Consider the following 20,841-nt stretch of genomic DNA (forward strand, 5'->3'; position numbering starts at 1 on the left):
CCTGAACGGCCACGACCGGCTGCTCATACTGAAAAAACCCTTCGACAACATCGAAGTCCAGCAGATGGCCAATACTCTGACCACCAAGTGGGAAATGACTTCCCGTGCCCGTTTGAAAATGAACAAGCTCGAAGACCTGGTGGAGCAACGCACCCTGGCGTTCAAGCAGGCCAGCGAATTGCTGCAGATGGAAATTGACGAACGCAAGATGCTTGAAAGCCAGCTCGTGCAGTCGGAAAAGCTCGCTTCGCTGGGTCAGTTGGCGGCCGGCGTGGCCCACGAAATCAACAACCCGATCGGCTTCATTTCTTCCAATCTCGGCGCTTTGGGTGGCTATTTCAGCAAACTCGAGGAAATGCTCCAGGCCTACGGCAGCGCCGAACAGGCCATCGCCTCGCCGGAGCTGGCGATGAATTTGAAGAGCCTGCGCGAACAGGTGGAGCTGGATTTCCTGGTGGAGGACATTCCAATACTGATCAAGGAATCCAAGGACGGCATCGCTCGCGTCGGGCAGATCGTCAAGGACCTCAAGGACTTCTCCCGCGTCGACTCCAGCCAGGAATGGCAGATGGCAAATCTGCAGCAGGGCATGGATTCGACGTTGAACATCGTCGCCAACGAAATCAAATACAAGGCCGACGTGGTCAAGCAATACAGTCCTCTGCCGGAAGTCGAATGCCTGCCGTCGCAGATCAACCAGGTGATCATGAACCTGATCGTCAACGCCGCCCAGGCCATCGGCCCCGAGCGCGGCACCATCACCCTGCGCAACGGGGTCGAGGGTGACAACGTCTGGATCGAAGTCGCCGACAACGGCTCGGGCATCCCACCGGAAACCCTGCAGAAAATCTTCGACCCGTTCTTCACCACCAAACCCATCGGCCAGGGCACGGGGCTCGGGCTGTCGCTGTCCTACGGCATCGTGAAGAAACACCACGGCGAGATTACCGTGCGCAGCGAAGTCGGGGTCGGGACCACCTTTCGTGTGGAGCTGCCGGTAAGGCAGATGAAGCTCGCGGGGTGAGCGACCGCAGTTCTAATTTCAGCGAGAGGGCTTTTGTGGCGAGGGAGCTTGCTCCCGCTGGGCTGCGCAGCAGCCCCAAATGGCCCGTCGCAGTAATCCAGTCGTTGCGTAGGATCCGGTTTTACGACTGCTGCGCAGCCGAGCGGGAGCAAGCTCCCTCGCCACGGGGTTGCATTCCACGCTAATGTCTCGCCAATCGCTCTCCCCCAAGGAACCCGCATGAGCCTATCGCTGCTGAGCCGCTACGCCTTCTTCGCCGGCTGTGTGATCTTCACCCTCGCCAGCCTGCCGTTCCTGCAACACGACTGGCTCTGGCCGATTGTGCTGTTGACCGGGCTGCTGAGCCTGCTGGGGGTGTTCGACCTGCTGCAAAGCCGTCACGCGGTACGGCGCAACTATCCGATCCTGGGCAACATCCGCTACCTGGTCGAAGGCATCCGTCCGGAGATCCGCCAATACCTGCTCGAGTCCGACAGCGACGCCCTGCCCTTTTCCCGCGCCCAGCGCTCGCTGGTGTACTCGCGGGCCAAGAACGAAAGCGCCGACAAACCATTCGGCACCTTGATCGACGTCTACCAGACCGGCTTCGAATTCATCGGCCACTCCATGCGCCCGGCCCCGTTGAGCGACCCCAGCGGCTTTCGCGTCACGGTCGGCGGCCCGCAATGCACCCAGCAGTACTCGGCGTCGGTGTTCAACATTTCGGCGATGAGCTTCGGCTCCCTGAGTGCCAACGCCATCCGGGCGTTGAACCAGGGCGCGAAGCTCGGCAATTTCGCCCATGACACCGGCGAAGGCAGCATCAGCCCTTACCACCGCGAACACGGCGGCGACCTGACCTGGGAATTGGGCAGCGGTTACTTCGGTTGCCGCACCTCCGACGGGCGCTTCGACCCGGAGCGCTTCGCAATCCAGGCGCAGAACCCGCAGGTGCGGATGATCGAAATCAAGATGAGTCAAGGCGCCAAGCCGGGCCACGGCGGGATTCTGCCCAAGCACAAGGTCACCCGGGAAATTGCCGAGACCCGGGGCATCCTCATGGGCGAGGATTGTATTTCGCCGTCTTGCCACAGCGCGTTTTCCACGCCTATCGAACTGATGCAGTTCGTCCAGCAACTGCGCGAACTGTCAGGCGGCAAACCGGTGGGTTTCAAGTTCTGCCTGGGGCATCCGTGGGAATTCATGGGCATCGCCAAGGCCATGCTGGAAACCGGAATCCTGCCCGACTTCATCGTGGTCGACGGCAAGGAAGGCGGCACCGGCGCCGCGCCGGTGGAGTTCACCGACCACATCGGCGTGCCGCTGCGCGAAGGCCTGCTGTTTGTGCACAACACCTTGGTGGGCCTGAACCTGCGGGACAAGATCAAGCTCGGCGCCAGCGGCAAGATTGTCAGCGCCTTCGACATCGCCAGTGTCCTGGCCATCGGCGCCGACTGGGCCAACGCCGCGCGCGGCTTCATGTTCGCCATCGGCTGCATCCAGTCACAAAGCTGCCACACCAACAAATGCCCCACCGGCGTCGCCACCCAGGACACCCTGCGCCAGCGCGCCCTGGTCGTCCCGGACAAAGCCCAGCGGGTCTACAACTTCCACCGCAACACACTCAAGGCCCTGGCCGAAATGCTCGCCGCCGCCGGCCTCGACCACCCTTCGCAACTGCAACCCAAGCATCTGGTGCGGCGCATGTCGGCTACGGAGATCAAGCTGTTCTCCCAACTGCATGTCTTCCTCAAACCAGGGGAGCTGCTGACTGGTGAGGTCAATGGCGAGTTCTACTCACGGATGTGGCAGTTGGCACGGGCGGACAGTTTTGAGCCTCAGGAAATAGCGGCTGCTTAGAAGCGGAATTGCAGATGCGCACAAACACCTGTGGCGAGGAGATTCATCCCCGCTGGGCTGCGCAGCAACCCCAAGGCAGCCGCCGCGGACGTTCAGCGACACCGCTCGATATCAACCATCAAACACAACTTGGGCGCCACATCAGGATCACCCTGCGGTTTTTTCATGAAGATGTAGCCGCTGTCATTGATGACAAACAGGTCATAAAACCCAGTAGACACCACCGGCAGGAAATCCCCGCGCCGGATCGATGCAACCACTTCTGCATCCTTGGCGAGATACACGTTGGTGATGCCCGCTCGCGGCAAGCTTTCCGGCAGTAATACGTAGCCCACGCCAAGCACATACCGTTGAGCCGGCATCGCCGCGAACAATCCGCTGGCGGCCGGGAGCCAGTTGGCTTTCAGTTCCGGGACCATGTAGAGACGGCTTTTATCGCGCAGCGGCGAATGGTTGATGTCATAAGCCAGCGAAGCCAGCACCACGGTTTCCTGTTCCTTTTGCAGCGACAGGGCACGGCCGTGTCCGAAGGAGAATGACAACATCGCCAACAACGGAATCAGCAAGACCAGTCCCAGGCCTGCATGGACACGGGTGAGTATCTGCTGACTCAGAAAGAACATCAGCAACAGCAACGCCGAAAAAGCCACCAGCGTCCTGGCACCGTAATTGAATTCAACGAAGAACAGCGTGATGCCCGGGATGCAGAACAAGAGCGTTGGAAGGGCCAACACATAAAGGAACGACAACAGTGCTTTTCGCCAAAGCAGGTCTGGGCGCCGGAACAACCCGATGCCTGCCCATGCGAACCCGACCAGCATGAGCAACGCACCGCTCCAGACCCAAGGTCGGGCCCCTTCAACCAGCAGATGCGCAAGAAAAAAAAGCCGGTCGCCTACTTCCATCAGACTGCCGGCTTGCAGCGGCAGCAACGCCTGACGCGCTCCGGTCATCAGTTGATAAGCTGTGACGTAATAGACCAACCCGCCGCCGAGAATGACCAGAAGCCTGCGCGTAATGAACCGCAGTACTTGCTCCGACGGCTCGCCCTCCCACACCCGTCTGATCAACTCGACACAACACATGGCGATAAAAAAACCAATGAGCACTTGATAGATCGCGAGGGCCACGGCCAATAACAATGCCGGAATCCATACGTCTCGCCAGGCCCTGTCGTTGGACCCGATGACGGCGTAAACAAGCGCCACCAGTCCCAACGCCATCGCCGGCCCGTCGTAGTGGTAGGACAGGTTCTGCAAGAAGAACGGGTTGTACCAGATCGGCAGGACGACCAGGCAATGAACAAACGTCGGCCGTTTGAAATAAAAAAACGTCAGCGACCTCAGCGCAAACGAGATGCCCGCGGTGGCGATGAACAATGGCAAAGGAAACAGATCTGGCGCTTTCGAACCAAACGAAAGGCCGTTGTAGAACAGCTCGATGACAACCCGTCCTTCCTCGCGCCAGCCCTCGCCCGCCACCAGCGCCCGCCAGTTATCGTCGTTGTAGAAATAATCAGCCTGAACCAGGGGAAAGATATGAAGAAAACTGGCCGCCAGGAAAAACAGCAGCACCTCCCGTGGCGTCATTATCCTGGCCCACAGGGACTGGCTCACGGTTCATCTCGCATTTTGGGTCGTCCGCCCTGGATCATTTCCTTGATGACATACCGAGGCCGATGTTTCGTCTCCAGGTAAATGCGCCCGATGTATTCACCCAACACGCCAATCCCGATCAGTTGCACGCCGCCCAGGAACAGGATCGCGGTCATCAGCGATGGATAACCGGGCAGATCGTTTCCGAAGATCCACTTGTCCAGAATCAGGTAGGCGGCATACAGCAACGAAACCAACGAAATGCAACTGCCGACGTAAGTCCACAACCGTAAAGGCACGGTGCTGAACGAAGTGATGCCTTCGAGAGCCAGGTTCCACAACTTCCAGCCGTTGAACTTGCTGTTGCCAGCGGCGCGACCGGCGCGGTCGTATTCGACGATGACGGTGTTGAAACCGGCCCACGACAGAACGCCTTTCATGAACAACTGATATTCGGGAAGGGTCTTGATGACCTCCACGACCTTGCGGTCCATCAGGCGAAAGTCGCCCACGTTCTGTTCAATGTGCGGGTAGGCAATCCGATTGAGCAGGCGGTAGAACAGCGCCGCCCCGCGCCGCTTCAGGTAACTGTCGGATGAACGATTGCGACGCTTGGCTAGCACCACTTCGGCGCCTTTGTGCCATTGCTCGATCATCCGGGGGATGACGTCGATGGGATCCTGCAGGTCCACGTCCATCGGGATCACCACATCACCGCTGGCGTGTTCGATCCCGGCAAACAAGGCCGGCTCCTTGCCAAAATTACGCGAGAAGTCGATCAACACAACCTGGCTGTCCGCCAACGCTATCTCACGGGCCAGTACGGCAGTCTGGTCGCTGCTGCCATCGTTGATGAAAACGATCTCGACGCTATGGTCCTGGAGCTGCGGATGCTCGCGGACACTTTGGTAGAACAGGCTGATCGCCTGCTCTTCGTTGTACACCGGAACGATCAGCGAAATTTTCATGGACGAGGTCCGCGAAACACGACAAACCGGGAAAACAGAAAACCGAGCACCAGGCTCAACAGCGAGAACGCCGCGACGGTCAGCAGGCCATGCAACTGCCAGCGATCCCCGAGATGCCCGACGATGAAACTAAGGGCGCCCATGACACACAGGAACAGCATATAACCTGGCACCGAGAGCTTGGCCTCGAAGGTATAAAGCGCATTGGCATAAAAGGAAAATGTCGCGGCGAGGCAAAAAGCGATGAAGTTACTCGTTGACTGATCGAGGTCGAACGCCACGCGCAACACAAAGAACACCTGCCAGTGGATCAGCGTGTTGGCCAATCCGACGAGTGAATAGCTGAAAAAACCATTCCATATCGCTTTCATGCTCCCTCCAACGGTCAGTGCCGCCGGACATGACGTCCAACGCCTTAAACACGCGGTCTTGCGTTAGAAATAACAGGAGCGAGACAGTTCAGGAAAACGCTTCGGCAGTTGCCGCGAGGCGGGGGTCAGGTTTCTTCGAGCCCATGAAAAAGCCCCGGTCATTCGGCCGGGGCTTTCTTCGACAGTGCCGGGCTTACGATGCGGAACGCATCGAACCCTGCACCTGCTCCTTCGGCTGCAACTTGAACGTGTAGAACAACACCGTCAGCAGCACCAGGAACGCCGGGCCGATATACAGCGCCACACGCGTGTCGGGGAAGTACGCCATCAGGCCCACCACCAGCACCAGGAATGCCAGCGCCAGGTACGAGCTGACCGGGTACAACCACATGCGGTACTTCAACGCCGCACGCTCGGACGCGCTCAGGCCTTTGCGGAATTTCAGCTGGGCCAGCAGGATCATTACCCAGGTCCAGATCGCGCCGAAGGTGGCGATGGAAGTGACCCAGACGAAGACTTTCTCCGGTACCAGGTAATTGAGCAGCACGCCCAGCAGCAGCGCGGCGATCGATAACAGCAACGCCCGGCGCGGCACGCCGTTGCTTGAGGTCTTGGCGAAACCGGCCGGGGCCTGGCCGTTCTGCGCCAGGCTGTAGAGCATGCGACCGGTGCTGAAGATCCCGCCGTTGCAGGACGACAAGGCAGCGGTGATGACCACGAAGTTGATGATGCCGGCGGCGGTCTTGATGCCCAGGCGCTCGAAGGTCATCACGAACGGGCTGCCCTGGGTGCCGATTTCGTTCCACGGGTAGATCGACAGGATCACGAACAACGCACCGACGTAGAACAGCAGGATCCGCCAGAACACCGAACCGATGGCGTTGGGGATGGTTTTCTGCGGGTTGCGCGCTTCACCGGCGGTCAGGCCGATCATCTCGACGCCCAGGTAGGCGAACATCACCATTTGCAGAGACATCAACACGCCGGACACGCCGTTGGGCATGAAGCCGCCGTGGGTCCACAGGTTGGAAATGCCCAGGGCCACGCCATCGTTGCCGAACCCGAAGGCGATGATGCCGACGCCGCCGATGACCATGGCGATGATCGTGACGATCTTGATCAGGGCGAACCAGAATTCGAACTCACCGAAAGCCTTGACCGCGATCAGGTTGATCGAGCCCATGCTGACCAGTGCGGCCAACGCCCAGATCCAGCGGGGCACATCGGGGAACCAGATGCCCATGTACACCGCCACCGCGGTGATCTCCGCCACACAGGTCACCAGCCAGAGGAACCAGTAGTTCCAACCGGTCAGGAAGCCTGCCAGCGGGCCGAGGTAATCCTGGGCATAACGGCTGAACGAACCGGCCACCGGGTTATGTACGGCCATCTCGCCGAGGGCGCGCATGATCACCAGGATCGCCAGGCCACCAATGATGTAGGACAGCATGATCGCCGGGCCGGCCATTTCGATGGCCTTGGCCGAACCGAGGAACAGCCCGACACCGATGCAGGCGCCGAGCGCCATCAAGCGGATATGCCGCTCGCCGAGCTCACGTTTGAGCGGACCACCCTGAGCGGTCTCGCCATGGGGCAGAGGATTGCCGACTGGCATAGGGATACAACCTCGTCTTGTTATTGGATTAACCACCGAGTCTCCAAGGCCACAGGCGGATAAGCCTGCAACCTTGCCGAAACCGGGCCTGCCTCGTGGGCAGACCGTCCTGTAGGACAAGTCCTCCAGATCAGCGGGTCGTGCAGTATAAAAAGCAGAGAACAGAGAGTTTCACTGTAAAACCCGGAAAATTCAGGGATATGCCGCAGTAAAAACCGTCTTTAAGGAGAGGCATTATCTGCAGTTACAGCGGTTCAGGGAACGCCGCAAGTATTGCACAGTGATGGTGCAGGGTCATGCGTTGGCGCAGGCGATGGCTCTAGCACAATACTTTCAGCCTACGCCTCGTGGCGAGGGAGCTTGCTCCCGCTGGGTGGCGAAGCCGCCCTCGCTTCTCAGCTTTTGAAAGCTTGCGGCTGCTGCGCAACCGAGCGGGAGCAAGCTCCCTCGCCACGGGACTACGTTGTTTTCGGAAAAGTCGCTCAGTCATCAACGCGTCGGGTCGGAACGAGCGAAGCTACGGTAATAGTTACTCCAGTCAAAGGAAGCACGGAATGCGTCCTCACCGTCCAAACTCTCATCGTCTTCGCCACGGACGCTCTTCGGATACGGGGCGAGGTTACCTCGTCACTACGGTAGTCCACCGACGCGCACCTCTGTTCAACGACTTGCAGTTAGGCCGGTTGCTGGTTGCGGAAATGCGTTTGGCGCATGAGCAATGTCAGGTCAATTCTCTCGCCTGGGTCGTGATGCCGGATCATCTGCATTGGCTGCTGCAATTGGAACAAGCCCAACTGCCCAACGTGATGCAGGCAGTGAAATCCCGCAGCACCCTCGCTATCAATCGAGTCATGGGCAGGCAGGGCGCTTTCTGGCAAAACGGATTTCATGACAGGGCAATCCGCGATAACCAGGACTTGTTGCCTTGCGCTTGCTACATCATTGCCAACCCTCTTCGCGCCGGCTTGGTAACACGCGTTGGTGATTACCCTCTCTGGGATGCGATATGGCTCTAACCGCCTTTGTGGCGAGGGAGCTTGCTCCCGCTGGGGGGCGAAGCCGCCCTCGCTTTCAGCTTTTGAAAGCTTGCGGCTGCTGCGCAACCGAGCGGGAGCAAGCTCCCTCGCCACACAAGCCTCGCCACTCAGTTGCCTTGAGCTGACCGCCACAATTTCCCTCCCCCCACGCCAACCACCGTCTAAGCTTCAAGCAAGTCCGATCAATCTGCGTGAATGGATCAGTCGACTATGGGCGCTTTGTGGCAAACCGATTCGAATAAACCTGTGGTCCCGACTGAACGTATGGAAGAAGCGCCTTTACCCCCGAAAAAACGCCGCGCACGGCATGGCTGGCGGGCGTTCTGGTTGTTGTTGCTGATTATCGTCGTGGTGGTCGGCTTTGCCGTGGCCAAGGAGATGCGCACGTCCCGGTTCCAGGCCCGGGAGATCAGCAAGTACGCCGCGTCCTTGACCTATTCGGTGCAACCGGGGCCCAGCGACGCCATCGTCTACCCTGGCGCGGGTCCGTTCGACCGGCGATTGGGCTACAGCTCGCTGGGGGAGTTCCTGCCACGACTGATCAAGCGCGACTATGTGATCCAGGCCCAGGCCCGTTTCTCGCCAGAGCTGATGGACTATGTCGATAAAGGCCTGTTCGTGCCCTACGCGGAAAAGATCCAGGCGGGACTGACCATCACCGATTGCCGCGCCGCGCCGGTGTATCAGTTCAAATACCCGCAACAGCTGTACGCCAGTTTCGACGCCATCCCACCGCTCGTGGTGCAGAGCCTGCTGTTTATCGAGAACCGCTTCCTGCTCGATCCCAAGCAGCCGCTGGCTAACCCGGCGGTGGACTGGCCGCGTTTCGGCATGGCGGCCTGGTCGCAAGTGGCCAAGTTGCTGAGCTTGCCCGGCCAGTCGGCGGGCGGCAGCACATTGGCGACGCAGTTGGAGAAGTACCGGCACTCCCCCGAGGGCCTGACCGTGTCGGGGGCGGAGAAGATCCGCCAGATGATTTCCGCCAGCGTGCGCGCCTACCAGGCCGGCCCGCAAACCCTCGAGGCCCGCCAGCGGGTCATCCGCGACTACCTCAACAGCGTGCCGCTTTCCGCTGTTCCGGGTCATGGCGAAGTCCATGGCATGGCGGAAGGATTGAGGGTCTGGTACGGCGCCGATTTCAACAAGGCCAACGAGCGCCTGTTCAGCACCGCCACCGACCCCGAGAGCCTGGCGCAAAAAGGCCTGGCCCTGCGGGAAATGCTCTCGCTGATGATCGCCCAGCGGCGGCCGTCCCATTACCTATCGAAGGGTCACGATGAACTTGCTCGCCTGACTGACAGCCACATCCGGCTGCTGGCGCAGAACGGCGTGATCGATGCGGCCCTGGCCGAGGCCGCCCTGGCCAGCAAAGTCAGTTATCGCGACTGGGTGCAGCAGCCGACGATCCAGCCCAACGAAACCAACAAGGGCATCAGCGCCGCACGCAGTCGTCTCGCCACGCTGCTCAATCGTCCGCTGTACGACCTTGATCGCCTCGACCTGTCGGCCACCAGCACCTTGCAAAGCGAATTGCAGGCCCAGGCCACCGAGTACCTCAAGCGATTGGCCGACCCGGCGTTCGCCGCCGAGATCGGCCTGATGGGAGAGCGCCTGCTGACCCCCACCAGCACCACGCAGGTGCGCTACAGCTTTACCCTGCTGGAACTGACGCCGGACGGTTCGCGTGTGCGGGTACAGACCGACAGCACCGATCAGCCCTTCGACATCAACGAGGGCAGCAAGCTGGAACTGGGCTCCACCGCCAAATTGCGGGTGCTGACCACCTACCTGCAGATCATCGCCGAATTGCACGAGCGCTACGCCCAGCAGACCCCGGCGCAACTGAAGAAAACCGAGATCGCCGACCAGGACCGCCTCTCGCGCTGGGCGGTGGACTACCTGATTGAAAACACCGACCGCAGCCTGCCGAAAATGCTCGAAGCGGCACTCGACCGCACCTACTCCGCCAGCCCCGGCGAGGCATTTTTCACCGGTGGCGGACTGCACACCTTTCACAACTTTCGCAGGGAAGATGACGGTCGCCTGCCGACCCTGCGCGACGCCCTGCGCGAATCGATCAACCTGCCGTTCATTCGCCTGATGCGCGACCTGGTGCGCTACGCCACCTATGCCGGTCCCAACAACAGCTCCGAACTGCTCAAGGATGACAAGGACCCGCGCCGCCAGGAATACCTGGCCCAGTTCGCCGATCGCGAAGGCACCTCGTTCCTGCTCAGGTTCTGGAAAAAATACCAGAAAAAGGACACCGCCCAGCGCCTCGAAACCTTCCTCGACGGCATGCGACCCACCGCGATCCGCCTCGCCGCCGTGCACCGCTATTTCTTTCCCAACGACAGCCAGGAGAGTTTCAACCGCTTCGTACGCGCCCATCTGAAAAACGCCAAGAGCGCCGAAAAGCTCACCGACGAGCGTCTGCAGCGGCTCTACCAAAGCTACGGCCCCGGCGCCTATGACCTGCCGGATCAAGGCTTCATCGCCAAGGTCCATCCACTGGACTTGTGGTTGGTGGGCTACCTGCTCAACAACCCCGACGCCAAGTTCAGCCAGATCGTCAAGGCCAGCCAGTTCGAGCGCCAGGAGGTCTACAGCTGGCTGTTCAAGAGCCGGCACAAGAGTGCCCGCGACAGCCGCATCCGCACCATGCTGGAGGTCGAAGCCTTCCTGGATATCCATCAGCGCTGGCAGCAAGTCGGCTATCCGTTCGACCATCTGGTGCCGTCGCTAGCCACTGCGATCGGCAGCTCCGGCGACCGCCCCGCCGCCCTCGCGGAACTGGTAGGGACCATTCTCAACGACGGCATCCGCCAACCGGCGCTGCGTGTCGACAGCCTGCAATTTGCCGTCGACACGCCTTACGAAACGCGGCTGGTCAGCGATCCGGACAACGGCAAGCGGGTGATGCCGGTGGAAGTGGCCCGGGCCTTGCGCGGCGCCCTGTCGCAAGTGGTGGACGCCGGCACCGCGAAACGTGTCGCGGGCAGTTTCAAACTGGCCGACGGCACGCCGCTGGCCATGGGCGGCAAGACCGGCACCGGCGACAACCGCATCGAAGCCGTCGGTTCAGGCGGACGGGTGATCAGTTCCAAATCGATAAACCGCACCGCCACGTTCGTGTTCTACATCGGCGACAGCCATTTCGGCACCCTGACCGCCTTCGTCCCGGGCGCCTCGGCACAGAACTTCAAGTTCACCTCGGCCTTGCCGGTACAGGTGCTCAAGGGCATGGCGCCGTTTCTCTCGGCCTATTTACAACCGGGCAGCCACACCCAGTGTCAGCCATTGGTGACGAGCCGCTGAGCAACCGCCATTTCAGCTTCTGATAACCCATCGCGCTCAACGCTGCGCCGTCGGGCGAATCCGGCTGCTCGTCGGATTTATAAAAAACATGCGTGCATCGTCTAAAGATATATCTTAAGTTCTATCTTAAGAATTTCTGAGGACAGACCGATGAGAGACCCGCATTTCCACCCTCACCGCGAACATGTCGCTCACGACGGCTTCGACAAACGTGCGGCAAGCCGTGAGCGCGGCGGTCGCGGGCCGCGTGTTTTCGCCGCGGGCGACCTGAAACTGCTGTTGTTGGCGCTGATTGCCGAACAACCCTGCCACGGCTATGACCTGATCCGCCGGATCGAAAGCATGTTCGACGGCGCCTACAGCCCCAGTCCCGGCGTGATCTATCCGACCCTGACCTTCCTCGAAGAAAGCGAAATGGTCAGCGGCGATGCCGATGGCGGAAAAAAACGCTACAGCGTGACCGATGCCGGACGTCTATCCCTTGAAGACCAGGCAGTGGCGCTGGACGGCGTACGGATGCGCATCGAAGTCAGCAAGCGTTCGCTGCGCGGCCAGGATCGGCCGCCGGAAATCCACGAGGCGGTCCACAACCTGCGCCATGCCTTGCAGATGCACCATGGTCGCTGGAGCCCGGAAGAGATCCTGCGGGTACGCGACCTGCTCAACGACACCGCCAAAGCCATTGTCGACGGCCCTCGCCGTCCAACCGTTTCGGAGTAAAAGCATGACTGAAGTCGATCCAGACACCATCCACCGCGTCAGCCACGAAATCAAACGCCGCCGCCTGCAAGTGCTGCGGGTGCAAGACCTGACACCACGCATGCGCCGCATCACCGTCGGCGGACCGGAACTGGCGGGGTTCGTCAGCCTCGGCACGGACGATCACGTGAAGTTGCTGTTCCCGCAGAACGCCGAGGAACACGCCGCCCTGGAAAACTTCAACCCCGGCGCCGGCAAGGCCCAGGGCCCGATGCCCGAGATGCGCGACTACACCCCGCGCCGCTACGACCTGGACGCCCTGGAGCTGGAGATCGATTTCGTCCTCCACGGCGACGGCCCCGCTTCAACCTGGGCGGCCCAGGCGGCTCCCGGGCAGTACCTGAACATCGCCGGGCCACGGGGCTCGATGATCGTGCCGGATATTTTCGACAGCTACTTGCTGATCGGCGACGAAACCGCCCTGCCCGCCATCGCCCGACGTCTCGAAGGCCTGGCCCCCAACCGGCGGGCACTGGTGGTGGTGGAAGTGGAAAACGGTGCCGAACAGCAGATCCTTCACAGCCCGGCCCAGGTGCAAGTGATCTGGGTACTGCGCGAAGGCCACCGCGACAGCCTGCTTCGCACCGTCCAGCAGTTGGAAATGCCCGGTGGCAAGCTGTACGCCTGGGTCGCGACCGAGAGCAAAGTGTCGCGGCAGATTCGCAAAGTGTTGCTGGAGGAGAAAGGGCTGGACCAGGATTTCATCAAGGCGGTGGGGTATTGGAAGCTTGATGACAATGAGGAAGATTGAGGGTCTGGCGGCGCTGAAGTAACCTTTACCCATTGACTGAACACAACCTCTGTGGCGAGGGAGCTTGCTCCCGCTGGGCTGCGCAGCAGACCCAAAACCTGACAACTCGGTGGATCAGATAAATCGAGGTGACTGCTTTGGGGGCTGCTTCGCAGCCCAGCGGGAGCAAGCTCCCTCGCCACGGAGTCGTTACCCCGACATCCAACCCACCAGGTACCCCGCCCCATGCTTTTCCTGATCGCCTACATCGGCAGCGTCGTGCTGATCAACTTCGCGTTCTCCGCCGCGCCGCACCTGGACATCATCTGGTCGGCCTGGGGTGGCCTGGTGTTCGTCCTGCGCGACATGGTGCAGACCCGCTTCGGTCATGGCGCCATCGCGGCGATGCTGGTGGCGCTGGTGCTGTCCTATGTCACCTCCGATCCGACCATCGCCCTGGCCAGCGCCACGGCATTCGCAGTGTCCGAATGCATCGACTGGCTGGTGTTCAGCGTCACCAAGCGCCCGTTGCACGACCGATTGTGGATCAGCTCGGCCCTGAGTATTCCGCTGGATACCTTCATCTTTTTCGGCCTGATCGACGCCCTCACGCCAGGCGTGGTCATCACCGCCCTGCTGTCGAAATTCGCCGGGGTCACGGCCGTCTGGCTGATCATGGCCTGGCGTCTGCGCAAACAGGCCGTCGCCGGCTGACGCGGTTCATGTAAAATGCCGCGCTTTCTCCCCATGGGAAGCTCGCCCGGCGCGCGCCCCGATGATCCGCTCCTGTTTGAGGACCTTCAGATGACCCGTATCGGAACCCCATTGTCGCCCACCGCGACCCGCGTTTTGTTGTGTGGCAGCGGTGAGCTGGGCAAGGAAGTGGTAATCGAACTGCAGCGCCTGGGCGTTGAAGTGATTGCCGTGGATCGCTACGCCAACGCGCCGGCCATGCAAGTGGCCCACCGCAGCCACGTGATCAACATGCTCGACGGCGCGGCCCTGCGCGCAGTGATCGAGGCCGAGAAGCCGCACTACATCGTGCCGGAAATCGAAGCCATCGCCACCGCGACCCTGGTGGAACTGGAAGCCGAAGGCTTCACCGTGATCCCTACCGCCCGCGCCGCGCAACTGACCATGAACCGCGAAGGCATCCGCCGCCTGGCCGCCGAAGAACTCGGCCTGCCGACCTCGCCGTACTTCTTCGCCGACACCGTGGAAGACTACCGCAAGGCCGTCGAGACCCTGGGTTTCCCATGCGTGGTCAAGCCGGTGATGAGTTCCTCGGGCAAGGGCCAGAGCCTGCTGCGCAGTGCCGATGACGTGCAGAAAGCCTGGGACTACGCCCAGGAAGGTGGCCGCGCCGGCAAGGGCCGGGTGATCATCGAAGGCTTCATCGACTTCGACTACGAAATCACTCTGCTTACCGTGCGCCACGTCGGCGGCACCACGTTCTGCGCACCGGTCGGTCACCGTCAGGAAAAGGGCGACTATCAGGAATCCTGGCAGCCACAGGCCATGAGCCCGGTGGCCCTGGCCGAATCCGAGCGCGTCGCCAAGGCAGTGACCGAGGCCTTGGGTGGTCGTGGACTGTTTGGCGTCGAACTGTTCATCAAGGGTGACCAGGTGTGGTTCAGCGAAGTCTCGCCGCGCCCGCACGACACCGGCCTGGTGACGCTGATCTCCCAGGACCTGTCGCAATTCGCCCTGCACGCCCGCGCCATTCTGGGTCTGCCAATTCCGCTGATCCGCCAGTTCGGCCCATCGGCTTCGGCGGTGATTCTGGTGGAAGGCCAGTCGACGCAGACCGCCTTCGCCAACCTCGGCGCCGCCCTGAGCGAACCGGACACCGCCCTGCGCCTGTTCGGCAAGCCGGAAGTCAACGGCCAACGCCGCCTGGGCGTGGCCCTGGCCCGCGACGAATCCATCGAAGCCGCCCGCGCCAAGGCAACCCGGACTTCGCAGGCGGTCAAGATCGAACTCTGAAACCTCGTACATAAAACCCCGTGGCGAGGGAGCTTGCTCCCGCTGGGTTGCGAAGCAGCCCCCTTGCTTTGTCAGCCATCACACCGCAGGGGATGCTGACGCATCCAGCGGGAGCAAGCTCCCTCGCCACAAAAGCGGCTTGTGTTCAGACTCCGGTACAAAAAAGGCGACACCCGCAAGGGTGTCGCCTTTTTCTTGGGCGCGGTTCTGCTTAATCCGGCAGCTTGTAGGCGATCACATAATCACCCTGCTTGGTCCCCAGCGAGCCATGGCCGCCGGCTACGACCAGCACGTATTGCTTGCCGTCCTTGCCGGTATAGGTCATCGGCGTGGTCTGGGCGCCGGCGGGCAGGCGGCCTTCCCACAGCTGTTTACCGTTCTTCACGTCATAGGCGCGCAGGTACTGGTCAAGCGTGCCGCTCAGGAACGCCAGGCCACTGGCGGTGGTGAACGTGCCGCCCAGGCTCGGAACGCCCATGCTCAGCGGGATCGGAACTGGCGAGCTGTCGCGCACGGTGCCGTTCTTGTGCTTCCACAGGGTCTTGTTGTTGGTCAGGTCGACGGCCGCCACATAACCCCAGGCCGGCGCCTGGCAAGGCAGGCCCATTGGCGAAAGCAGCGCCTCGAGGATCACGCCGTACGGCGCGCCCTTGTTCGGCTGCACGCCTTCGGTTTCGCTCTTGCGACCCGGGCCGCCAGCAACCTCAGCCGCCGGCACCAGTTTCGACTTGAACGCCATGTAGCTCGGGTTGACGAAAGCGATCTGGCGCACCGGATCCACCGAGATACCGCCCCAGTCGAATACACCGAAGTTGCCTGGATAGACGATCGAGCCCTGCAACGACGGCGGTGTGAACATGCCCTCGTAGCGCAGCGATTTGAAGTCGATCCGGCACAGCATCTGGTCGAACGGGGTCACGCCCCACATGTCGCGTTCCTTAAGGACCGGCGGCACGAAGTTCAGGTCGGACATCGGTTGGGTCGGTGAAGTGAAGTCGCCTTCCACCGCGCCTTGCGGCACCGGGATCTCCTTGATTGGCACGATCGGCTGGCCGTTGCTGCGGTCCAGCACATAGATGCTGCCCTGCTTGGTCGAAGCCAGCACGGCCGGTTTCACGCCATCAGCAGTCTTGAGGTCCATCAGGGTCGGCTGGCCGCCGACGTCCATGTCCCACAGGTCGTGGTGGGTGAACTGGAAGTACCAGCGCACCTTGCCGGTGGCGATGTCCAGCGCGGTCAGGCCGGCAGCGTATTTTTCCGACTCGGGCGTGCGCAAACCACCGAACTGGTCGGGCGTCTGGTTGCCCATCGGCAGGTAGAGCATGCCGAGTTTTTCGTCGACGCTGAACATCGACCACATGTTTGGCGAGTTGCGGGTGTAGGTCTGGCCTTCGGCAATCGGCGTGGTGTCGTCCGGGTTGCCGCTGTCCCAGTTCCATACCAGCTTGCCGGTGTGCACGTCGTAGGCACGGATTACACCACTTGGCTCGTCAGTGGAAACGTTATCGGTGACGTGGCCGCCGATCACGACCAGGTTCTGGGTGACCGCCGGCGGCGAGGTGGAGTAGTAACCGCCGGCGGTGAAACCACCGATGTTGGCGGTCAGGTCGACCTGTCCCTTGTCGCCGAAGTCTTCGCACATCTTGCCGGTGTCGGCGTTGAGGGCGATCAGGCGGGTGTCGGCGGTTGGCAGGAAGATCCGCCGTGGGCACACGGTGCTGGCCGGCGTGGTGCTGGCGGTGCCGGTCGGGCTCTGCTCGGCCGAGGCGTACACGGCGTCATCGTGATAGCTCACGCCGCGGCAGGTCATGTGGGCCCAACCCTTGAAGTTTTCCGCATTCTGCGTGGAAAGCTTCGGATCGAAACGCCAGATTTCCTTGCCGGTTTCAGGCTCCAGCGCAATCACCTGGCTGTGCGGCGTGCACACGTAGAGCATGCCGTTGGCCTTGAGCGGGGTGTTTTCAGCGGTAGTCTCGCCCGGGTCGTTCGGCCCTGGCAGGTCACCGGTGCGGAACGTCCAGGCTTCCTTCAACTGGCCGACGTTCTGCGGGGTGATCTGCGCCAGCGGCGAATAACGGTCGCCGTGGGCGCTGCGGCCGTAGGAGTTCCAGTCCCCGTCCGGCATCGCCGGTGCGGTGTTGGCCATGCCTGGCACGCTGTCGCGGTCCAGTTGGCCCTTGATTTCACCCGGGTTGGTGAACTGGCTGGCGAGCGCGGCGATACCGGCGATGATCACCGCAGCGCCCAATGCGCGGGTGCCCATCGGCGACGCATCGGCAGTCAGCAACGGGCGGCGGAACCATGGCAGCAGCAAGACGATGCCCAGGGCAAACAGCATCGCCAGGCGCGGCACCAGTTGCCACCAGTCCAGGCCCACTTCCCACAGGGCCCAAACGGTACTGGCGAACAGCACCAGCGCGTACAGCCCCAACGCCGCACGGCGGGCCAGGATCAGCAGGACGCCGGTGAGCGCCAGGCCGATACCGGCAAGCAGGTAATACAGCGAGCCGCCGAGCGTGCTCAGCTTGATTCCCCCGGCCAACAGGGCCAGGCCCATCAACAGAAGCAGAATGCCGAGCAGGCTCGGTAGCAGACGGCTTCGACTCAAAGCACCCTCAGTGCTCATAGTGTGTATCTCCGTGACGTTTTAAAGAGTCCCGCGCAAGCAGTCACTTTAGATGACGATCTCGCGCAGGCATGGTTCAGTAAAAAAGTGATCGGTCGACGCGCTGCCGCTGGGCTTGCGTTGGCCATCAGAACGACGACTGGATCCCGCCAATCGGCGTGTCGTCCGCCTGTCAGCGAAGCCGGACAGCGCTGTCTGGCAGAGTCTGAACATCAAACATAAAGAGGGATTTCTTGATCTTTTTTAAGGATTGAACAAACGCAAAGGCTCTGGCGCGGCAGGAGAAGCGTTTCAGCTGGCTGCGCAAGGATAATGTTCTGTTACAAATAGAGAAAGCGCTTTTACCAACATGGATCCTTTCGGATTCGGTAACAGTCAAACGGGCTTCAACGACGCGGCCACTGCTTTCAAAGCGCGGCGCTTCCACCCGAACGGCACCTCGGCTAAGGTGCGCGGCATATCACTTACCTGGCGTACAGGCTTCATGACCGAACACAACGACAACCCACTGCACGGCGTGACGCTGGAGCAGATCCTCAATGCCCTGGTGCAGCACTACGAGTGGTCGGGCCTGGCCGAACGCATCGATATCCGCTGTTTCAAGAGCGACCCCAGCATCAAGTCGAGCCTGACCTTCCTGCGCAAGACGCCGTGGGCGCGGGAAAAAGTCGAGCGCCTGTACATCAAGCTGATGCGCACGAAACGGCCGGTCTGAGTCGTGGGCGTTGGAATTCCCCTGCGGCGCAGTTTCGTGTCGATGGCGGCACTGCTTGGCTGGGCGGGACTGAGCATCCAGTTGTATCTGATCTTGCTCGGGCGTTGGGAGCTGGGCGCGAGCCTGCTGGGCGGGCTGGTGAATTGCTTCAGTTTTTTCACGGTGCTGACCAACACGCTGGTGGCCGTGGTGCTGAGCTTCGAACTGACCCACCGCGATTCAGCGGCGCGGCGCTGGTTCCTCGGGCCAGCGGTATGCAGCGGCATCGCCGTGAGCATTGCCCTGGTCGGGCTGGCCTACAGCCTGCTGCTGCGCCATCTCTGGCAACCCGAAGGCTGGCAGTTCATTGCCGACGAACTTTTGCATGACGTGATGCCCGCGCTGTTCATCGGCTACTGGTGGTTCTGCGTGCCCAAGGGCAGCTTGCGCCTGCGCCACATCGGGCTGTGGATGCTTTATCCCTTGGTGTACTTCGGTTATATCCTGCTGCGTGGCAATCTGCTGGCGGCCTACCCTTACCCTTTCATTGATGTGGCGACTCTGGGTTATCCACAGGTACTGATCAACGCCGGGGGGATATTGGCGGGGTTTGTCGGGATCGCGCTGGGGGTTGTGGGATTGGATTGGTGGCTGGGGCGGCGGCCCCACTAAGAATCACCGTGATTATCTGTGGCGAGGGGATTTATCCCCGCGGGGCTGCGTAGCGGCCCCTTTAAAAGGCTATGCGTTTTTCCTGACACCACCTGGAGCTTGATTTGGGGCTGCTGCGCAGCCCAGCGGGGATAAATCCCCTCGCCACAGTGAATACATCAAGGTTTTGCCGGCAACATCCACACCAACCCACTGGCCTTGGCCCGTTCATGACACAACGCCAGGACGCCGCGCCGCTCTTCATTGTCCATCCGGCTCCAGCGGGTGATTTCCGCCACGGTGCGCTGGCAGCCGGTGCAGATGTCGTCATCATCCAGCGCGCAGATGTTCACGCAGGGCGAGGGAACCGGACGTTCAGCCGGGTTCATTGTCCTTGCTCGACCAAGTCGCGGGCATAACGCTGCGAGTTGTGCACATAGTGCGCCGCGCTGGCTTCGAGCATCTTCTTCTGGGCCTCGGTCAGCTCGCGCACGACCTTGCCCGGCGAGCCCATCACCAGCGAACCATCGGGAATCTCCTTGCCTTCGCCGATCAGCGAGTTGGCGCCGATGATGCAATTCCTGCCGATCTTCGCGCCGTTGAGGATCACCGCGTTGATGCCGATCAGGCTGTAGTCCCCCACCGTGCAGCCGTGGAGCATCGCGTTGTGGCCGATGGTCACGCCGGTGCCGATGGTCAGCGGAAAGCCCATGTCGGTGTGCATCACCGTGCCGTCCTGCACGTTGCTGTTCCTGCCGATCAGGATCAGTTCGTTGTCGCCGCGCAGCACGGCGTTGAACCAGACATTGGCGCCTTCTTCGAGGCGGACCTTGCCCACCAGCGTGGCGTTGGGCGCAACCCAGCTCTGTGGATGGGTTTCGACACGGGCATCGCCCAGGCGGTATTTCATGGAAGTCCTCGGGGCGTCAGGTATTGATGAAACTGTTGGGCGGTGTGTGCAGGTCGATACCCGCGTCGTACAGCAGGTTGACCAGCTCGACGATCATGATCGCCGTCAGGCCCCAGATCTTGTATTCGCCGAAGCGATAACTGGGCACGTACCAGCTGCGCCCCTGGTAATCGATGCGGTGGGTGTGTTCGCGCGGGTCCTTGCGGAAAAACTCCAGCGGCACGCTGAAGACCGCGGCGATCTCGGCATCGTTGGCCTGGTACTCGACGTAATCGGGAATCACCCCGACATAGGGGGTGACCTTGATGCCGTGTAGGGAAATCAGCGGGCTGAGAGGGCCGATCACTTCCACCAGGCCAGGCGGCAGGCCGATTTCCTCTTCGGCTTCGCGCAGGGCAGTGAAGATCAGGTCCGGGTCTTCCGGGTCGCGGCGCCCGCCGGGGAAAGCCACTTCGCCGCCGTGGGTCGAGAGCCCACTGGCGCGCAAAGTCAGGACCAGTTCCGGCTCGTCGCTGCGGGTGATCGGCACCAGCACCGCCGCTTCAGGGAAACGCCGATCGGTCTCCAGATCGCGCGGCGTATGGTTGCTTACTCGATGCAGTAGCTCGTCCAGCATGAGACTTCTCGATTTATTCGCTGCCTAGCATCATGCACCAATCAGCCAAGCGGCCCAAGCCCCGGGACCACGTCATGTCGCGAAACGACAACTTGCCGATAC

General features: G+C 61.4%; 19 protein-coding genes and 1 pseudogene. 11 read left to right on the top strand and 9 right to left on the bottom strand.

Features of this window, described 5'->3' with window-relative positions:
• Nucleotides 1-211 precede the first annotated feature (211 nt).
• The 3 genes and pseudogenes from J3P89_RS22900 to J3P89_RS22910 form a co-directional block, all read left to right on the top strand.
• A pseudogene (locus tag J3P89_RS22900) lies at nt 212-298 on the top strand (hypothetical protein); the annotation flags it as partial.
• 291 nt (nt 299-589) lie between these two features.
• A complete protein-coding gene (locus J3P89_RS22905) occupies nt 590-1,024 on the top strand; it encodes a sensor histidine kinase (protein WP_434698043.1) in 435 nt (144 codons plus the stop codon).
• A 219-nt stretch (nt 1,025-1,243) separates the two neighbouring features.
• The gene (locus J3P89_RS22910; RefSeq protein ID WP_434695738.1) at nt 1,244-2,863 is read left to right on the top strand and encodes an FMN-binding glutamate synthase family protein; all 1,620 of its coding nucleotides are present in this window, start codon (nt 1,244-1,246) and stop codon (nt 2,861-2,863) included.
• A 92-nt stretch (nt 2,864-2,955) separates the two neighbouring features.
• Here the strand turns inward: J3P89_RS22910 and J3P89_RS22915 are convergent, their stop codons facing one another.
• The 4 genes from J3P89_RS22915 to J3P89_RS22930 form a co-directional block, all read right to left on the bottom strand.
• Nucleotides 2,956-4,452 carry a glucosyltransferase domain-containing protein gene (locus J3P89_RS22915; protein WP_434698044.1) on the bottom strand — a complete coding sequence of 499 codons (1,497 nt, stop codon included), beginning with the start codon at nt 4,450-4,452 and terminating at the stop codon, nt 2,956-2,958.
• 23 nt (nt 4,453-4,475) lie between these two features.
• Complete coding sequence (locus J3P89_RS22920; RefSeq protein ID WP_434695739.1) at nt 4,476-5,426, bottom strand: glycosyltransferase family 2 protein; 951 nt, start codon at nt 5,424-5,426, stop codon at nt 4,476-4,478.
• On the bottom strand, nt 5,423-5,797 hold the full coding sequence (locus J3P89_RS22925; RefSeq protein ID WP_305496504.1) for a GtrA family protein: 375 nt from the start codon (nt 5,795-5,797) through the stop codon (nt 5,423-5,425). Before J3P89_RS22925 ends, J3P89_RS22920 begins: the two co-directional genes overlap by 4 nt.
• Before the next feature lie 193 nt (nt 5,798-5,990).
• Nucleotides 5,991-7,412 carry an amino acid permease gene (locus tag J3P89_RS22930; RefSeq protein ID WP_305496506.1) on the bottom strand — a complete coding sequence of 474 codons (1,422 nt, stop codon included), beginning with the start codon at nt 7,410-7,412 and terminating at the stop codon, nt 5,991-5,993.
• A 554-nt stretch (nt 7,413-7,966) separates the two neighbouring features.
• On the opposite strand from J3P89_RS22930, the gene J3P89_RS22935 reads away from it, so the two are divergent.
• The 6 genes from J3P89_RS22935 (at nt 7,967) to purT (ending at nt 15,242) form a co-directional block, all read left to right on the top strand.
• Nucleotides 7,967-8,428, top strand: coding sequence for an REP-associated tyrosine transposase (locus tag J3P89_RS22935; protein WP_434695740.1), 462 nt, complete (start codon nt 7,967-7,969; stop codon nt 8,426-8,428).
• A gap of 231 nt (nt 8,429-8,659) precedes the next feature.
• Nucleotides 8,660-11,767 (top strand): transglycosylase domain-containing protein, encoded by a 3,108-nt coding sequence (locus J3P89_RS22940; RefSeq protein WP_434695741.1) that lies wholly within the window; start codon nt 8,660-8,662, stop codon nt 11,765-11,767.
• A gap of 150 nt (nt 11,768-11,917) precedes the next feature.
• Entirely contained in the window at nt 11,918-12,487 is a 570-nt protein-coding gene (locus tag J3P89_RS22945) for a PadR family transcriptional regulator (protein ID WP_434695742.1), read from the top strand.
• 4 nt (nt 12,488-12,491) lie between these two features.
• A complete protein-coding gene (locus J3P89_RS22950; protein ID WP_434653569.1) occupies nt 12,492-13,277 on the top strand; it encodes a siderophore-interacting protein in 786 nt (261 codons plus the stop codon).
• Between the two features lie 225 nt (nt 13,278-13,502).
• Complete coding sequence (locus tag J3P89_RS22955; RefSeq protein WP_434569679.1) at nt 13,503-13,970, top strand: VUT family protein; 468 nt, start codon at nt 13,503-13,505, stop codon at nt 13,968-13,970.
• A gap of 90 nt (nt 13,971-14,060) precedes the next feature.
• Complete coding sequence (purT, locus tag J3P89_RS22960) at nt 14,061-15,242, top strand: formate-dependent phosphoribosylglycinamide formyltransferase (RefSeq protein WP_434695743.1); 1,182 nt, start codon at nt 14,061-14,063, stop codon at nt 15,240-15,242.
• Between the two features lie 211 nt (nt 15,243-15,453).
• Here purT and J3P89_RS22965 read toward each other — a convergent pair whose 3' ends face one another.
• Together J3P89_RS22965 and J3P89_RS22970 are read right to left on the bottom strand one after the other, a co-directional pair.
• Nucleotides 15,454-17,868: a glucose/quinate/shikimate family membrane-bound PQQ-dependent dehydrogenase gene (locus J3P89_RS22965; protein WP_434695744.1), complete on the bottom strand. Its 2,415-nt coding sequence runs from the start codon at nt 17,866-17,868 to the stop codon at nt 15,454-15,456.
• 172 nt (nt 17,869-18,040) lie between these two features.
• Nucleotides 18,041-18,295 carry a hypothetical protein gene (locus J3P89_RS22970; RefSeq protein WP_434625845.1) on the bottom strand — a complete coding sequence of 85 codons (255 nt, stop codon included), beginning with the start codon at nt 18,293-18,295 and terminating at the stop codon, nt 18,041-18,043.
• 57 nt (nt 18,296-18,352) lie between these two features.
• Between J3P89_RS22970 and J3P89_RS22975 the strand changes: the two genes are divergently transcribed.
• A complete protein-coding gene (locus tag J3P89_RS22975; RefSeq protein ID WP_434569681.1) occupies nt 18,353-18,583 on the top strand; it encodes a VF530 family DNA-binding protein in 231 nt (76 codons plus the stop codon).
• A gap of 42 nt (nt 18,584-18,625) precedes the next feature.
• Nucleotides 18,626-19,234: a Pr6Pr family membrane protein gene (locus J3P89_RS22980; RefSeq protein WP_434698045.1), complete on the top strand. Its 609-nt coding sequence runs from the start codon at nt 18,626-18,628 to the stop codon at nt 19,232-19,234.
• Nucleotides 19,235-19,392: 158 nt separating this feature from the next.
• On the opposite strand, the gene J3P89_RS22985 is transcribed toward J3P89_RS22980, so the two are convergent.
• From J3P89_RS22985 to J3P89_RS22995, 3 genes are read right to left on the bottom strand one after another with little or no spacing between them, the layout of a single operon-like run.
• Entirely contained in the window at nt 19,393-19,602 is a 210-nt protein-coding gene (locus J3P89_RS22985) for a DUF1289 domain-containing protein (protein ID WP_434569683.1), read from the bottom strand.
• Nucleotides 19,599-20,123 (bottom strand): gamma carbonic anhydrase family protein, encoded by a 525-nt coding sequence (locus J3P89_RS22990; protein WP_434695745.1) that lies wholly within the window; start codon nt 20,121-20,123, stop codon nt 19,599-19,601. Before J3P89_RS22990 ends, J3P89_RS22985 begins: the two co-directional genes overlap by 4 nt.
• 16 nt (nt 20,124-20,139) lie before the next feature.
• Nucleotides 20,140-20,739, bottom strand: coding sequence for a CoA pyrophosphatase (locus J3P89_RS22995; RefSeq protein WP_434569685.1), 600 nt, complete (start codon nt 20,737-20,739; stop codon nt 20,140-20,142).
• Nucleotides 20,740-20,841 lie beyond the last annotated feature (102 nt).

The sequence above is a fragment of the Pseudomonas sp. Z1-14 genome (genome assembly GCF_051132005.1).
Taxonomy (GTDB): domain Bacteria; phylum Pseudomonadota; class Gammaproteobacteria; order Pseudomonadales; family Pseudomonadaceae; genus Aquipseudomonas.

What these genes read in the sequence shown, in the direction of transcription:
- J3P89_RS22905 (WP_434698043.1), top strand. Translation starts at nt 590, where the DNA reads ATGGATTCGACGTTGAACATCGTCGCCAACGAAATCAAATACAAGGCC.
- J3P89_RS22910 (WP_434695738.1), top strand. Translation starts at nt 1,244, where the DNA reads ATGAGCCTATCGCTGCTGAGCCGCTACGCCTTCTTCGCCGGCTGTGTG.
- J3P89_RS22915 (WP_434698044.1), bottom strand. Translation starts at nt 4,452, where the DNA reads ATGACGCCACGGGAGGTGCTGCTGTTTTTCCTGGCGGCCAGTTTTCTT.
- J3P89_RS22920 (WP_434695739.1), bottom strand. Translation starts at nt 5,426, where the DNA reads ATGAAAATTTCGCTGATCGTTCCGGTGTACAACGAAGAGCAGGCGATC.
- J3P89_RS22925 (WP_305496504.1), bottom strand. Translation starts at nt 5,797, where the DNA reads ATGAAAGCGATATGGAATGGTTTTTTCAGCTATTCACTCGTCGGATTG.
- J3P89_RS22930 (WP_305496506.1), bottom strand. Translation starts at nt 7,412, where the DNA reads ATGCCAGTCGGCAATCCTCTGCCCCATGGCGAGACCGCTCAGGGTGGT.
- J3P89_RS22935 (WP_434695740.1), top strand. Translation starts at nt 7,967, where the DNA reads ATGCGTCCTCACCGTCCAAACTCTCATCGTCTTCGCCACGGACGCTCT.
- J3P89_RS22940 (WP_434695741.1), top strand. Translation starts at nt 8,660, where the DNA reads ATGGGCGCTTTGTGGCAAACCGATTCGAATAAACCTGTGGTCCCGACT.
- J3P89_RS22945 (WP_434695742.1), top strand. Translation starts at nt 11,918, where the DNA reads ATGAGAGACCCGCATTTCCACCCTCACCGCGAACATGTCGCTCACGAC.
- J3P89_RS22950 (WP_434653569.1), top strand. Translation starts at nt 12,492, where the DNA reads ATGACTGAAGTCGATCCAGACACCATCCACCGCGTCAGCCACGAAATC.
- J3P89_RS22955 (WP_434569679.1), top strand. Translation starts at nt 13,503, where the DNA reads ATGCTTTTCCTGATCGCCTACATCGGCAGCGTCGTGCTGATCAACTTC.
- purT (WP_434695743.1), top strand. Translation starts at nt 14,061, where the DNA reads ATGACCCGTATCGGAACCCCATTGTCGCCCACCGCGACCCGCGTTTTG.
- J3P89_RS22965 (WP_434695744.1), bottom strand. Translation starts at nt 17,868, where the DNA reads ATGAGCACTGAGGGTGCTTTGAGTCGAAGCCGTCTGCTACCGAGCCTG.
- J3P89_RS22975 (WP_434569681.1), top strand. Translation starts at nt 18,353, where the DNA reads ATGACCGAACACAACGACAACCCACTGCACGGCGTGACGCTGGAGCAG.
- J3P89_RS22980 (WP_434698045.1), top strand. Translation starts at nt 18,626, where the DNA reads ATGGCGGCACTGCTTGGCTGGGCGGGACTGAGCATCCAGTTGTATCTG.
- J3P89_RS22985 (WP_434569683.1), bottom strand. Translation starts at nt 19,602, where the DNA reads ATGAACCCGGCTGAACGTCCGGTTCCCTCGCCCTGCGTGAACATCTGC.
- J3P89_RS22990 (WP_434695745.1), bottom strand. Translation starts at nt 20,123, where the DNA reads ATGAAATACCGCCTGGGCGATGCCCGTGTCGAAACCCATCCACAGAGC.
- J3P89_RS22995 (WP_434569685.1), bottom strand. Translation starts at nt 20,739, where the DNA reads ATGCTGGACGAGCTACTGCATCGAGTAAGCAACCATACGCCGCGCGAT.